The organism is Paracoccaceae bacterium Fryx2 (assembly GCA_032334235.1).
Lineage (GTDB): Bacteria > Pseudomonadota > Alphaproteobacteria > Rhodobacterales > Rhodobacteraceae > JAVSGI01.
In genome coordinates this window covers 1904241-1917262 of the sequence record JAVSGI010000005.1, presented here as the reverse complement: position 1 = coordinate 1917262, position 13022 = coordinate 1904241, and the positions used below count along the sequence as shown (strand labels likewise).

General features: G+C 66.0%; 16 protein-coding genes. 6 read left to right on the top strand and 10 right to left on the bottom strand.

Features of this window, described 5'->3' with window-relative positions:
* The 4 genes from RNZ50_18510 to RNZ50_18495 form a co-directional block, all read right to left on the bottom strand.
* Nucleotides 1-1407, bottom strand: coding sequence for a type II and III secretion system protein family protein (locus tag RNZ50_18510; GenBank protein ID MDT8856989.1), 1407 nt, complete (start codon nucleotides 1405-1407; stop codon nucleotides 1-3).
* 204 nt (nucleotides 1408-1611) lie between these two features.
* Nucleotides 1612-2478 (bottom strand): Flp pilus assembly protein CpaB, encoded by an 867-nt coding sequence (gene cpaB, locus RNZ50_18505; protein ID MDT8856988.1) that lies wholly within the window; start codon nucleotides 2476-2478, stop codon nucleotides 1612-1614.
* 137 nt (nucleotides 2479-2615) lie between these two features.
* Nucleotides 2616-2822, bottom strand: a complete 207-nt coding sequence (locus RNZ50_18500) for a hypothetical protein (protein ID MDT8856987.1) — start codon at nucleotides 2820-2822, stop codon at nucleotides 2616-2618.
* A 205-nt stretch (nucleotides 2823-3027) separates the two neighbouring features.
* A complete protein-coding gene (locus RNZ50_18495; protein ID MDT8856986.1) occupies nucleotides 3028-3246 on the bottom strand; it encodes a pilus assembly protein in 219 nt (72 codons plus the stop codon).
* Nucleotides 3247-3613: 367 nt separating this feature from the next.
* Here RNZ50_18495 and RNZ50_18490 point away from each other — a divergent pair, with 367 nt between their 5' ends.
* Nucleotides 3614-4480, top strand: a complete 867-nt coding sequence (locus tag RNZ50_18490) for a lytic transglycosylase domain-containing protein (protein ID MDT8856985.1) — start codon at nucleotides 3614-3616, stop codon at nucleotides 4478-4480.
* Between the two features lie 3 nt (nucleotides 4481-4483).
* On the opposite strand, the gene RNZ50_18485 is transcribed toward RNZ50_18490, so the two are convergent.
* The 6 genes from RNZ50_18485 to RNZ50_18460 form a co-directional block, all read right to left on the bottom strand.
* Nucleotides 4484-4774, bottom strand: a complete 291-nt coding sequence (locus RNZ50_18485) for a GNAT family N-acetyltransferase (GenBank protein ID MDT8856984.1) — start codon at nucleotides 4772-4774, stop codon at nucleotides 4484-4486.
* Nucleotides 4767-5396, bottom strand: coding sequence for a 3-oxoacid CoA-transferase subunit B (locus tag RNZ50_18480; protein ID MDT8856983.1), 630 nt, complete (start codon nucleotides 5394-5396; stop codon nucleotides 4767-4769). The genes RNZ50_18485 and RNZ50_18480 overlap by 8 nt, the downstream gene beginning before the upstream one ends.
* 1 nt (nucleotide 5397) lies before the next feature.
* On the bottom strand, nucleotides 5398-5631 hold the full coding sequence (locus RNZ50_18475) for a hypothetical protein (protein MDT8856982.1): 234 nt from the start codon (nucleotides 5629-5631) through the stop codon (nucleotides 5398-5400).
* A gap of 11 nt (nucleotides 5632-5642) precedes the next feature.
* On the bottom strand, nucleotides 5643-6341 hold the full coding sequence (locus RNZ50_18470) for a CoA transferase subunit A (GenBank protein MDT8856981.1): 699 nt from the start codon (nucleotides 6339-6341) through the stop codon (nucleotides 5643-5645).
* Between the two features lie 80 nt (nucleotides 6342-6421).
* Nucleotides 6422-7612 (bottom strand): META domain-containing protein, encoded by a 1191-nt coding sequence (locus RNZ50_18465; GenBank protein ID MDT8856980.1) that lies wholly within the window; start codon nucleotides 7610-7612, stop codon nucleotides 6422-6424.
* A gap of 160 nt (nucleotides 7613-7772) precedes the next feature.
* Nucleotides 7773-8642 (bottom strand): hypothetical protein, encoded by an 870-nt coding sequence (locus tag RNZ50_18460; GenBank protein ID MDT8856979.1) that lies wholly within the window; start codon nucleotides 8640-8642, stop codon nucleotides 7773-7775.
* Nucleotides 8643-8817: 175 nt separating this feature from the next.
* On the opposite strand from RNZ50_18460, the gene miaB reads away from it, so the two are divergent.
* From miaB to ybeY, 5 genes are all read left to right on the top strand, one after another.
* Nucleotides 8818-10149: a tRNA (N6-isopentenyl adenosine(37)-C2)-methylthiotransferase MiaB gene (gene miaB / locus RNZ50_18455; protein MDT8856978.1), complete on the top strand. Its 1332-nt coding sequence runs from the start codon at nucleotides 8818-8820 to the stop codon at nucleotides 10147-10149.
* A gap of 175 nt (nucleotides 10150-10324) precedes the next feature.
* Nucleotides 10325-10903 (top strand): OmpA family protein, encoded by a 579-nt coding sequence (locus tag RNZ50_18450; GenBank protein MDT8856977.1) that lies wholly within the window; start codon nucleotides 10325-10327, stop codon nucleotides 10901-10903.
* A 5-nt stretch (nucleotides 10904-10908) separates the two neighbouring features.
* Nucleotides 10909-11283, top strand: coding sequence for a hypothetical protein (locus RNZ50_18445; protein MDT8856976.1), 375 nt, complete (start codon nucleotides 10909-10911; stop codon nucleotides 11281-11283).
* 194 nt (nucleotides 11284-11477) lie between these two features.
* Nucleotides 11478-12509, top strand: coding sequence for a PhoH family protein (locus RNZ50_18440; GenBank protein MDT8856975.1), 1032 nt, complete (start codon nucleotides 11478-11480; stop codon nucleotides 12507-12509).
* On the top strand, nucleotides 12493-12996 hold the full coding sequence (gene ybeY / locus RNZ50_18435) for an rRNA maturation RNase YbeY (protein MDT8856974.1): 504 nt from the start codon (nucleotides 12493-12495) through the stop codon (nucleotides 12994-12996). Before RNZ50_18440 ends, ybeY begins: the two co-directional genes overlap by 17 nt.
* Nucleotides 12997-13022 lie beyond the last annotated feature (26 nt).

The following is a 13022-nucleotide window of genomic DNA, read 5'->3' as shown; positions in this document are numbered from 1 at the left end:
CTACTCCATCACATAGCCGTAGGAGCCGCCGAAGTCCTGCCGGGCGACTTCACCCGCCGCCCCGCCGGCCTTGCCTGTCACCCTGCCGAACAGGAACAGCTCTTTCTCGGTCGGGATCTTGACGCGGTCGGTGGGCAGGGCGAACGCCTCGCCCCGGGTCGGGGTCACCAGATGCGGCGTCACGATGATCACCAGCTCGCTTTGCGCGCGCTGGTATTCGGCGCTGCGGAACAGCGCGCCGAGGATCGGAATGTCGCCCAGCCAGGGCACCTGGCCGTTCAGGTCGCGGAAATCGTCCTGCAACAGGCCCGCGATGGCAAAGCTTTCGCCGTCGCGCATTTCGACCGTGGTCGAGGTTTCGCGCCGCTTGAAGGCGTTGATGGTGAAGCCCGCGCTTTCCAGCGTCACCGAGTTGTCGATCGACGACACGCTGGCGTTGATGATCAGGTTGATGATGTCGCCATCGACCACCACGGGGGTGAAGTTCAGCTCGACCCCGAACGGCTTGTATTGCACGGTGATGGTGCCGTCACCCGAGGCCACGGGAATCGGGTATTCGCCGCCCGCGAGGAACTTGGCCTCCTGCCCGGAAAGGGCGGTCAGGTTCGGTTCGGCCAGGGTGCGAACGACGCCCTTGGATTCCAGCGCCTCCAGCAGCACCGCGAATTCCAGTGAACCCGCCGAAAAGCCCAGTGTCACGGCGCCCTTGGTGCCTTCGGCCGACGAGATGCCGGTGCCATTGAACACGTTGTTGATGGCGTTCGTGTTGGTGAACACGCCGGTGCCGCCACGGATGCCCATGTTGTTGCCGCCGTTCACCGCCAGCGAGGCGCTGAGGTTCTTGGCGACCGAGCGTTGCATCTCGGCAAAACGGACCTTCAGCATGACCTGCTGCGTTCCGCCGACGCTCATCAGGTTCGACACCCGCTCGGGCGCATAGCGTTCGGCCAGATCCAGCGCCCGGTCCAGCTTGGCGGTCGAGGATACGGTGCCCGACATGACGATGCCGTCATTGGCGGTGCGGACCTCGATCTTTTCGCCGGGCAGGATCTGCTGCAGGCGTTCCTTGAACTCGGCAATGTCGGGCGAAACATGCACATCCACGTTCGAGATCAGCCGACCGTCCGCCCCCAGCAGGGTCAGCGTGGTGCGGCCCGGCGCCTTGCCCAGCACATAGATCGAGCGGTCCGACAGGGTGGAGATATCTGCGATTCCGGGGTTGGCGATCGACAGTTCGGCGAAGGGCACATCGCTTTCGACCACCACCGCCCGGTTCATCGGCACATTCAGCGCGCTGGACGGCGACCCCTGCATCACACGCAAGGTTTCGGCGCCGACCGGGGTCAGGGCCGTTGTGGACAGAACCGCACCCAGAAGAGCGGCCGTCCATAGGGTGCGCATGCTCATGTGGCCTGCCTTTCCGATCACGCCTCTTTGCGGGTCTTTCGCCCGACTTTCCGCAGAGAATGCAGGACGCAGCATTTTTTTGCAAGAATCAAAAGCTTGTAGGCCGATGCTGATGTGGATAACTGGCAACATGGCACAAGAGATTGACGCGCTGTCGGCCATGCCCCCCCCAGATCGGGTGGCGCTCCCGCCCTTGCGCGACCGTCAGTTGGTGCAGGTGATCGGAATCTCGACCACTTCAGATCCCTTGCGGGTCTTGATCGTGCAGACGCGCGCGGCTTCGATGGCAACCGGGTCCTGCCGGGTGCGCCCCAGGATGTCGGTGCTGTCGACCTCGACCATCATCGGCAGCGTGTCGTCGCCCGCACCCACCAGCGAAAGCGCCAGCCGCCCGGTGGCCTGGGCCTGGGCCAGACGCGCCACCTGTTCCGGAGTGGCTTCGACCGTCACCGTCCGCGCGATCAGCGTCACGCCGGAGCGGTCGTCGTTCGACATCTGGTCCACGGCAATGATCTTCACTGTGCTTTCGATCAGCCGCGTCACCTCGCCCGAGGTCATGCCTTCGGCCCCGCCGCCACGAGCCGCCGAGCCCGTCCAGTAGACATCGACGCTGTCGCCCGGCTGCAGGAAGCCCGACACGCCCGAGGCGACATCGACCTTGATCGCGAAGGCGCGCTTGCCCTTGGCCAGCCGCGTCGTCAGCCCGGCATCCTGCCCCGGCTCGGTGACCTTCACGGCAAGGATCGGCTCGAACTTCTCCATCTGGCGCACCACATAGCGGCTTTCGGCGCCACCATTCGGAAAAAGCACGGCCGCGTCGGTGAAGACGGTTTCGGGCAGGGCATTCTGCGGCCAGTAGATCTTCTGCACGTCGTCCTTCGTAAGCTTGTCGCCGTAGTTCAGCGGCTTGTTGACGACGAACACCTCGACCATCGGACCGGCCTTGGCGCGCGCGGCACGTTCCATCGCCAGTTCGGCCTGGGTTTTGCTGATGAACCCCTGCGCCATGTAGACCGCCAGCCCCGCCAGGGCGAGGCCCACCACAAGAACAAGCCCGAACACCATTCGCATTGTCGTTCCTCGCTTTCTTCGCCGCGACCCGGTTGATTGCAGCCGTCGTGTTTACGGCACATTGGCAGCCGATTGTGGCAGGATCAGGGGCAATTGGCGGCGGCAGAGCTTGCGCCCCACGCCCACGCCCCGACCGGTCAGTGCGACGGCTGGTATCCAACCGGCGCGCCGGCCACGTAGTCCGCGATTTCCTTCGACGAGCTTTCCGAACTCAAGGCGATCGGCATCAGAACGAACATTCCGATACCGATCACCGCGGCGCTCAGCACCACCCAGTCCACGGTGACCGCGCCGTCTTCGGCATGGCGAAAGCGGTTCAGTGTTCTTGTCAAACTCGCGCGCATGGCGTTTCTCCTTGTCAGGCTTTGCCACTGGACGCGGGATGCGTCATGACACTGATCTCCGCTGAACTGTGTCGCAGGAATGTGGCGCAATTCAGGTCCACTTGGGCCGGACATGAGGCTGGATTTTCTTCTCCTCGACCTTTGCAGAACGACGAAGGCCGCGTCCTGTCCCGGACGCGGCCCCCTTGGATCAGCCGGGTGGCAATCAGTTGGTGGGGGCGGGGGCGCCGGCGCCGGGGTAGCCCACAGTGGTATTGGTCAGCTTCAAAGCGATATCACCGCCCAGATCCTCGATCCCGCCGCCGACGGTCGACATGACCACCATGCCGAGGCCGACGATGGCGGCGGTCAGCACCACCCAGTCAACGGTCACGGCGCCGGATTCGTCGTTCTGGAAGGATTTGAACAGGTTCAGAAGTTTCATGGTGTGTCCCTTTCAAGGAGTTTGCTCGGTTGTGTTGCGCCGCTTCGGTCTTTCGCGTCCGGCCTCTGTTCCGGTCTTTCCGTCTCGGCATGGGTGTATATGGCCCCCCAATCGTGGCGGCATTTGGGAACGGCAGCGGCATTTTACGGAAAATGCGATTGAACCGGAAAAACCTGCCATGTCGTTGATATAAAGGGGAAATAATTTTCCCTCGGCCCCGGCGCCATCCGGCGCCCGAGACTTTTGCGCCGCATTTCCCGACAAAAGTGGCCGAACCGCCAAGGTTTCACCGGGAAAACTGGCGCCAGAAGCCATTCCCTGCAACACTCGGCGCGAAGAAAAACACGGGCAGAGCAGGCAACCGCAGATGCGGCATCGGGCAGGAATCATTCTCGCGGGGCTTTTGCTCGCCGCGCCGCAGGTGCTGGCGGCGCAGGGCCTGTCGGGCGATGCCGATTTCACCTTTCGGCGGATAAAGCCGCCGGAGGGCGCGGGGGCAAAGCGGATCACCGTGCAGATCGACCCGGCCGAACAGGCGCGCCGCCTTGCCGTGGCCCCGAAGCCCGAAAAGCTGCCCGAGCCCGATGCGGTGGCGGCCGATGCCCCGGCACTGGCACCTGCCAAACCGGCCGCAGCCTCGACCTACAGCTGGTTCTGGGACAAGGTGCCCACCGCACGCGGGGCGGTGCAGGACCGCTTTCCGCTGGCGCTGGCCACCCTGTCGCAGGGGCCGGGCGGTGCCGCCGTCCGCGCGCCCCGCCTGCAGCACATGCAGGAGATCGCCAAAGCCTACGGGACCGACATCCTCAAGGCCACCATCGGCACCGATGTCTCGCCCGCGCTGGTGCTGGCGGTGATCGGCATCGAAAGCGCGGGGCGTGCCGATGTGGTCAGCTCGGCCGGGGCGACCGGGCTGATGCAGCTTATTCCGGCCACCGCCAGCCGCTTCGGCGTCACCGATTCGAAGAACGCCGCCCAGAACATCAAGGGCGGCGTGGCCTATCTGAACTGGCTGATGGGCGAGTTCGACCGCGACCCGCTGATGGTGCTGGCGGCCTACAATGCGGGCGAGGGGGCGGTGGCCGCCAATGCGGGCATCCCGCCCTATGCCGAAACCCGCGACTACGTGCCCAAGGTGTTGGCGGCCTGGCAGGTGGCGCAGGGTCTGTGCCTGACGCCGCCCGAGCTGATTTCCGACCCCTGCGTGTTCAAGATCATCTCGGCCGGGGGGTGACCCCTAGACCGAAAAGGCATCCGCCCATTCAGGATGCTTCTTGCGCTGCGCGTTCACGAAGGGGCAGAGCGGCATTATCCTGAACCCCTCCGCCCGCGCATCCGCCACCAGCCGCGTCACCAGCGCCAGCCCGGCGCCGGTGCCGCGCAGGCTGTCGGGCACATGGGTGTGGTCTGCGATCACCAGGGTCGGCGTGGTGACGGACCAGGTCAGCTCCGCCTCCTCGCTGCCCTGGCGGATCAGGTAGCGGCCTTTCGAGCCGCCGCCCTCGCGGATGATGTCGAACTCAGTCAACGATGGTGGCCTCGGTCGCGGCGCGCAATTCGGCCTCGGTCACGCCCTCGGCACATTCGACGATGCGCAGGCCGCCCGGCACCACGTCAAACACGCCCAGATTGGTGATGATGCGGTTGACCACCGCCTTGCCGGTCAGCGGCAGGGTGCAGGCGTGCAGCACCTTGGATTCGCCGTGCTTGGAGGTGTGGTCCATCACCACCACGACGCGGCCCACGCCCGCCACCAGATCCATCGCGCCGCCCATGCCCTTGACCAGCTTGCCCGGGATCATCCAGTTCGCCAGATCGCCGTTTTCGGCCACCTCCATCGCGCCAAGGATCGCCATGGCGATCTTGCCGCCGCGGATCATCGCGAAGGACTGCGCCGAGTCGAAATAGGCGGTCTGCGGCAGTTCGGTGATGGTCTGCTTGCCGGCGTTGATCAGGTCGGCATCCTCGTCGCCGGCCAGCGGAAACGGCCCCATGCCCAGCATCCCGTTCTCCGATTGCAGCGTGACGCTGATCCCTTCGGGGATGTAATTCGCCACCAGCGTCGGAATCCCGATGCCAAGGTTCACATACATGCCGTCCTGCAGTTCCTGTGCCGCACGGGCGGCCATCTGGTTGCGGTCCCAGGGCATCTCAGTTCTCCTTGGTCTGGACAAGGGCGACGCGAAGGCCCTCGAGCGTGGATTCGGTCTGTCCCAGCCGCTGGGCCAGCATCAGCGACCGGGCGGTGTCGACCACCATCTGGTTGTGCGGTTCGGAGCGTTCTGCCGGGAAATGGTCGGCGATGATGCGGCGGGCGAGCGTGATCCATTGCAGGAATTCGTCGGCGACCGCCCGGCGTTGCGCGTCCCTGGTCTCTGGCGTCATGATGATGCCCCTCAGACGCGCGGACGCACGGTGCGCTGTTCGATGCGCTTCTCGTGCTGGCCCTGGATGATCCGGTGCACATAGATGCCCGGCAGATGGATCGTGTCGGGGTCAAGCGCGCCCAGCGGCACGATTTCCTCGACCTCGACGATGCAGACCTTGCCGCAGGTCGCGGCAGGCGGGTTGAAGTTGCGCGCGGTCTTGCGGAACACGAGGTTGCCCGAAGGGTCGGCCTTCCACGCCTTGACGATCGCGAGGTCCGCCACGATGCCGGTTTCCAGAATGTAGGTCTGACCGTTGAAATCCTTGTGGTCCTTGCCCTCTGCGATCACGGTGCCGACGCCTGTGCGGGTATAGAAGCCGGGGATTCCCGCGCCACCCGCCCGCATCCGCTCGGCCAGCGTGCCCTGCGGGTTGAACTCCAGCTCCAGCTCGCCCGACAGATACTGGCGCATGAATTCGGCGTTCTCGCCGACGTAGGAGGAGATCATCTTCTTCACCTGCCGGGTTTCCAGCAGCACGCCCAGCCCGAAACCATCGACGCCCGCGTTGTTCGAGGCGACGGTCAGGTTCTTCGTGCCCGCATCGCGGATCGCCGCGATGAGCAGTTCCGGTATGCCGCACAGGCCAAAGCCGCCGGCCGCGATCAGCATTCCGTCGAACAGCACACCCTCCAGTGCCGCCCCGGCGCTGTCGTAGATCTTCTTCATGCAGAACCCCCCGCAAATCCTCTGCCATCGTTGTGGCGAAGCGGGGGGGGCGAGTCAATTGCCGCGCTGCGGCGGCAGTGTCAGCGCCGGGCACGGAGCACCGCATCGCCCCCCGCCAGCAGGATCAGCGCGCCATCGGGTGCAATGTCGAACCCGGTCACCCGGGCAAGGGCGGCAAGGAATGCGGCCTCGGCCTGCATCAGTTCCGGGGCGCAGGCCATTTTCGTGGCCGCCGCCGGGCCGAAGCCCATGCCCTCGCCGGTCAGCGCCAGCGACCCCGCATAGCGGTTGCAGCCCGCCCGCCCCGACACGCGGTTGTCCGCAATCTCCAGCGTCACCTCCACCGCTTCCGACAGGGCCGCGCCGTCGATCACCCCCACCCGCCACAGGCCCGCCAGCAGCCGCGCCGGGTCGCCGCCGCATCCCGACAGAACGCTTTCGCCCCGCGTCAGCGTCGCCCACAGCGGGTAAGGCATACCCGTCATCGAATCGCGACACACCGCCGGTTCCAGTGTCAGGTCGCCATCCGCCCAGGCAAAGCGCGTGGCCTCGCCCACGGCTTCGGCTTCCGGCAGCGGCACCTCAAGGCTGTCGCCGCCCTCGGTCGACAGGCGGATGCCGTCGCGGGTCAGGGTCAGCACCCAGCCCGGTTCGTTGCCGCGCACCGTCAGCGGCAGAAGGTCGGGTTCCAGCATCGGGGCACATTCCGGCAGGGTCTGGCCGCGCAGGGTCACGAGGGCGCGGTTGCCTTTGGTGTGCACGGCGGTTTCGGATGATTTGCCATCGGCATAGCGCGCGCCAGAGGCGGCGATGTCGGGGGCCAGCACGAAGGTTTCCGCCCCGATCCGCAGCCGGGCGCCGGCATCCAGGAACCCCAGGTCCACCACCAGGTCGCCGCAGCGCATCGGCGCGGCAAAACCCATCGGGATCGGCCGCGCCAGCGCGATCACCCCCAGATCGGCATCGGCGCCCTGCGGCACCGCCACCGGCTCCGAAACCCAGATCGGGCGCGCCCCCGCGAAGACCGCCGCCCGAAGGATCTGCGCGGTCTCGGGCGCCTCGATCACGAAATCCAGCGGCACCTGTTGCCCGGCCGTTGCCCGCCGCAGTTCGACCACAGCACCGCCCGCGTCGCGCGCCTCGACGACCATCTCGGCGCCCTCGGGCAGGGCGATGCGTTCGCGGTAGGCCAGCGCGCCCTTGACCTCGCGCGCTTCCAGCATCGGGGCGCTGGCGAGAACCAGCAGCACAACGGCGGTCGGACGGATCATGAAAACCTCCCTCGGCTTTTGTCGCAGTGTCCCGCGCGGGCCGGGTGGCGTCAATCGTTCCGCTGGGCGTTCCGCTGGGCGTTCCGCTGGGCGTTCAACTGGGCGTTCCGCTGGGCGTTCCCGGTGTCTGCCGGTCTCATTCCCGCCGGATGGCCGGGCGTCAGAACCACTGGCCCGGCTCCATCAGCCCCAGATCCATCAATTGCTGCGAATGCCACTGGAACTCGACCGAGTTGTGCCAGCGGAAATTGTGGATGTCGAACATCGACCCCGGGTTGGATTTCAGCGCCTTGGCGGTGCGGAAGGACACGATCGCGGTCGTGATGTTGTGGTGCCAGGGGCAGGCGTAGGTGTTGTATTCCTCTTCCGAGAAGGTGAAATCGGGCCGCAGCGTCAGGCCGGGCTTGGCGCGGAACAGCGCGATCCGGTCGATCTTGCGGCGGGGGGCGGGAATGTGCTCCTCGAACCGCCAGCGCAGGCCGCCGAAGAAATCAAGCTGCCGGTCACGCGGATGGCTGTGGTTGGCCGGATCGGGCCGCCCCAGCGCGTAATAGCCCGAACGGTCAAGATACGCATTCTCCAGCGACACGGCATTCGGGGCTGCGTCCAGGCTGCCCGCGTAAAGGTCGATCACATAGGACAGCAGCGCCTCGCGGCGTTCCTCGGTGTGAAAGGCCAGCAGTTCGCGGATGCTGCGCGTCTCGCAGAACGGGTGGAAAAGGTATTCGGCGTTGTAGCAGTAATACATCCAGATGCCCGGCGCGGCCTCGATCAGCCGGTTGACCGCCTTGAACAGCGCGCCCTCGGCATGGACGTCATGGCTGACGCGGTGGATGGTCGCCTCCAGCGCCGCGGGAACCACGATCTCGTCATGGGCCAGCAGGATCACCTCGCTGAACCCGGCCGCAAGGTGGTGGCGCAGCGTGGTGTGCACCTCGACCGGGTCTTCGGCCATGATGATCGCCACCGGCCCCGTGGCCAGGGCCGCCTTGCCCTTGCCGAGAAGATCGTCCAAGCCGCCGTAACGCATGCCCTGCCCTTTGCCTGTCCGCCCGGCGGTCGTTGCCAGACCCGGCCGTTTTCGGCAGAATCGGTCAACACTTCCTTTAACGCAACCCCCCGCGGGCGCCGCCTGCCCCCGGGGCGTTGCGCCGCGCGGCGGTTTGCGTGTAAAACCCGTGTTCCAGCGGCTGGGGGCCTGCGCAATGTCCGACGATCCGAAAAAGCTGTTCATCAAGACCTACGGCTGCCAGATGAACGTCTACGACAGCGAGCGCATGGCCGAGGCGCTGGGCGGAGAGGGCTATGTGGCCACCGACCGCGCCGAAGACGCCGACATGGTGCTGATCAACACCTGCCACATTCGCGAGAAGGCGTCCGAGAAGCTCTATTCCGACCTTGGCCGCCTGCGCCCGCTGAAGGCGGCGAAGCCCGGGCTGAAGATCGGCGTGGCGGGCTGCGTGGCGCAGGCCGAAGGCGCCGAGATCCTGCGGCGGATGCCGCTGGTCGATCTGGTGGTGGGGCCGCAAAGCTACCACCGCCTGCCCGACATGGTGCGCAACGCGCAGGTCGGCGGCCAGCAGGTCGATACCGATTTTCCGCCCGAGGACAAGTTCGACCACCTGTCCGCACCGCGCGCCAGCCGGGGGCCCGCCGCCTTCCTGACGGTGCAGGAAGGCTGTGACAAGTTCTGCGCCTTCTGCGTCGTGCCCTATACCCGTGGCGCCGAGGTCAGCCGCCCCGCGGCGCGCATCCTGGCCGAGGCGCGGGCGCTGGTCGAAAAGGGCGTGCGCGAGATCACCCTGCTGGGGCAGAACGTCAACGCCTATCACGGTGCGGGCGATGGTACGGGGCAGGGCGGCGACTGGACGCTGTCGCGCCTGCTGCGCGAACTGGCTCAGGTGCCGGGATTGCTGCGGCTGCGCTATACCACGTCGCATCCCAACGACATGGACGACGACCTGATCGCCGCCCATGCCGATCTGCCCGCGCTGATGCCCTATCTGCACCTGCCGGTGCAGTCGGGGTCCGACCGCATCCTGAAGGCGATGAACCGCAAGCACACCGCCGCGCAATATCTGGCGGTGATCGAGCGCATCCGCGCCGCCCGCCCCGACATCCTGCTGAGTTCGGATTTCATCGCGGGCTTTCCCGGCGAGACCGATGCCGATTTCGAGGCGACGCTGGCGCTGATCCGCACGGTGGGGTTCGGGCAGGCCTATACCTTCAAGTATTCCGCCCGCCCGGGCACTCCGGCTGCCGAAAAGCCCGAGGTTCCCGCCGAAGTGGCCGACGCCCGCCTGCATGAGCTGCAAAGCCTGATCACCAGCCAGCAGCACGCCCTGCAACGCGCGATGGTGGGGCGCGAGGTCGGGGTGCTTTATGAAAAGCCGGGCCGCCAGCCGGGCCAGATGGTCGGCAAATCCGACCACCTGCACGCGGTGCATGTCGATGACCCCCGGGGCGTGCCGGGGCAGTTGGTCCGGGTGCGGATCACCGCCGCGATGACCAATTCGCTGACCGGAGAACGCCTTTAGCCGCCGCATTGTTTCCGGTGCGTGATCAATCGCCCCCGATCCAGGTTTTTGACGCCGGCGCAACCGGATGCGCCCGGGATCGCAGACCGTAAACCACAGATTTTGCTTTACATCCCGAAGTCGTGAAGTCAATTCTGGCAACAATAAGGCAAGGGCGATTTCGTTGAAGGGGGCTGTGGCTGTGGGACGGCGGATTTCCAAGGCATTGCGAATGGTTGCGGGCGGGCTGGCCCTGGCGGTCGGGCTTCATGGCGCGCCGATGGCCGTGGCGCAGAACGGCCCTCAGGTGGCGGGCAAGATCGAATGGGGCCTCTGGGTCGATGACGATGGCTGCATGCACTGGTGGGCCGACGGCGGGCTTGAAGGCTACATGGTGCCGCGGCGCAACCCGCAGACCGGCAAGCCGGTCTGTCTGAAGCAGAACACCTGTCTGGTGGAAAACACCGACCAGCTGTTCGCCACCGACAGCGCGCAACTGACCGCGAGCGGGCGCGCGCGTCTGCAAAGCTTCTTCCAGGGCGCCGGGGCCTTCGGCTATGCCATCTACGGGCACACCGACAGCCGCGCCTCGGATGAATACAACATGCGCCTGTCGCAGCGCCGCGCCGCCTCGGTTGCCACCGTTGCCCGGTCGGTCGGCGCGATGGTGGAACGCGAGATCGGCTTTGGCGAACGCCAGCCCCGCGCGTCCAACGGCACCGCCGCAGGGATGCAGCAGAATCGCCGCGTCGAAGTCGTTTGCTACAGGTGGTGACAGATATGACCAATGGTATCATCAAGGGCGCGGGAATCGTCGCGCTTGTGCTGGTTGCAGGCTGCTCGGACGGTCTGCGGCCCTATGACGGCAACCCCAACACCGTGATCGCCACCGCCTATGACACCGGGCGCGACGGCGGGCGGCTGACCAATGGCGGCGCCGCCATCGCCTACGACCCCGACGGCTGCCAGAACTGGATCATGGATGACGGCGTCGAAGGTTATTCGACACCGCGCTACGACCCGAAATCGGGCCTGCCGGTCTGCAACAACCGCTATCCGCCGGGAACGGTGCTGAAGAACTACCAGACCCAGTCGCCGGGCATCAACGATTACGTGCCCCGCCCGGGCTACAGGACGGTCGTCGTCCAGCGTTGAGGGGGGCGGATGAAACAGGGGGCCATGGTGCAAGCCGTGGCCCTTTTTCGTTTCCGCGCCACAAGATGTGCATCAGTCACGATATCGGCACTTTCCTGCGTCAGGCTGCCGACTGGCGGTGATTGCCGCTTGTCAGAACCCCGGACAGGCCCCACACTCGGGGTGTTCACCCTGCCTGCTAGAAGGAGACCTCCTTGGGCATCAGCGCGCTGACCCCCCCGACCCGTTCAGAGGATGTGGTAGAGACACTTCTGGAATTCCCCGACAACCGCCTTCTGATCGGCCTCTGCGGCGAGTTCGACCGCAATCTGGCGCAGATCGAGCATCAGATGGGGGTGCATATCCTGCGGCGCGGCAACCGCCTTGCAGTGATCGGCGACAAGGGGGCTCGGCAACAGGCGGCGGCTGTGCTGCGCGGGCTTTATGCCCGGCTTGAGGCCGGGCGCGGCGTGGTTGCGGGCGACATCGACGGCGCCATCCGCATGGGCCGCCCGATGCCTGCCAGCCTGAGCCCCGAACCCGCACGGGTGGACGAGCAGATGGAAATGTTCACGGGCAGCAAATACGAGCTTCGCACCCGCAAGAAACCCGTCGAACCCCGGACCGAGGCGCAGAAGGCCTATGTCGCCAACCTGTTCGACCACGAACTGGCCTTCGGCATCGGCCCGGCGGGCACCGGCAAGACCTATCTGGCCGTGGCCGTGGGCGTAACCATGCTGATCGGCGGCGCGGTGGACAAGATCATCCTGTCGCGCCCGGCAGTCGAGGCGGGCGAGCGGCTGGGCTTCCTGCCCGGCGACATGAAGGAAAAGATCGACCCCTACATGCAGCCGCTTTACGACGCGCTGAACGACTTCCTGCCGCAGAAACAGCTTGCCAAGCTGATGGAGGAAAAGCGGATCGAGATCGCGCCGCTGGCCTTCATGCGCGGGCGCACGCTGTCCAACGCCTTCGTGGTGCTGGACGAGGCGCAGAACGCCACCACCATGCAGATGAAGATGTTCCTGACCCGTCTCGGCGAAGGTTCGCGCATGGTGATCACCGGCGACCGCACCCAGATCGACCTGCCGCGCGGCACGCCGAGCGGGCTGCAGGATGCCGAGCGCATCCTGGCCGGGGTCAAGGGCATCAGCTTCAACTACTTCACCTCGAAAGACGTGGTGCGCCACCCGCTTGTCGGCCGCATCATCGAGGCGTATGAAGCGCATGATGGAGCCTCTGGTTGACACGGTGATCGAAGACCCGCGCTGGGAAGGCCTTGGCCTTGCCACGTTGGCCGACCGCGCGGCAGGGGCAGCCCTTGCCGCGCTTTCCTTGCCGGAACAGGGCTTTGCCCTGTGCCTGATGGGCTGCGACGATGCCCGCATCGCCGAGTTGAACGCCGCCTTCCGCGCCAAGGGCACACCGACCAACGTGCTGTCCTGGCCTTCGGAAGACCGTGCCGCCGATGCGCCGGGGGCGATGCCGCTGCTGCCCGACCCCGGCCCGGCCGACGATCCCGAGGAATTGGGCGACATCGCCATTTCCTTCGACACCTCCGCCCGCGAGGCCGCCGAGCAGGGCAAGCCGCTTGAAGACCATGTGACGCATCTGGTGGTGCATGGCATCCTGCATCTGCTGGGCTTCGACCACATCGACGATCTTGACGCGGAATTGATGGAAACAACCGAAACGCGCATACTTGCGTCGCTTGGCGTTGCCGATCCATACTGATAAAGACACCCGCTGCGGTGGCAACT

Bases quoted from the DNA above. Each gene is read 5' to 3' on its own strand.
- RNZ50_18460 (MDT8856979.1), bottom strand. From the start codon at position 8,642: ATGCGTTACGGCGGCTTGGACGATCTTCTCGGCAAGGGCAAGGCGGCC.
- RNZ50_18490 (MDT8856985.1), top strand. From the start codon at position 3,614: ATGCGGCATCGGGCAGGAATCATTCTCGCGGGGCTTTTGCTCGCCGCG.
- RNZ50_18475 (MDT8856982.1), bottom strand. From the start codon at position 5,631: ATGACGCCAGAGACCAGGGACGCGCAACGCCGGGCGGTCGCCGACGAA.
- RNZ50_18465 (MDT8856980.1), bottom strand. From the start codon at position 7,612: ATGATCCGTCCGACCGCCGTTGTGCTGCTGGTTCTCGCCAGCGCCCCG.
- miaB (MDT8856978.1), top strand. From the start codon at position 8,818: ATGTCCGACGATCCGAAAAAGCTGTTCATCAAGACCTACGGCTGCCAG.
- cpaB (MDT8856988.1), bottom strand. From the start codon at position 2,478: ATGCGAATGGTGTTCGGGCTTGTTCTTGTGGTGGGCCTCGCCCTGGCG.
- RNZ50_18510 (MDT8856989.1), bottom strand. From the start codon at position 1,407: ATGAGCATGCGCACCCTATGGACGGCCGCTCTTCTGGGTGCGGTTCTG.
- RNZ50_18500 (MDT8856987.1), bottom strand. From the start codon at position 2,822: ATGCGCGCGAGTTTGACAAGAACACTGAACCGCTTTCGCCATGCCGAA.
- ybeY (MDT8856974.1), top strand. From the start codon at position 12,493: ATGGAGCCTCTGGTTGACACGGTGATCGAAGACCCGCGCTGGGAAGGC.
- RNZ50_18495 (MDT8856986.1), bottom strand. From the start codon at position 3,246: ATGAAACTTCTGAACCTGTTCAAATCCTTCCAGAACGACGAATCCGGC.
- RNZ50_18480 (MDT8856983.1), bottom strand. From the start codon at position 5,396: ATGCCCTGGGACCGCAACCAGATGGCCGCCCGTGCGGCACAGGAACTG.
- RNZ50_18445 (MDT8856976.1), top strand. From the start codon at position 10,909: ATGACCAATGGTATCATCAAGGGCGCGGGAATCGTCGCGCTTGTGCTG.
- RNZ50_18470 (MDT8856981.1), bottom strand. From the start codon at position 6,341: ATGAAGAAGATCTACGACAGCGCCGGGGCGGCACTGGAGGGTGTGCTG.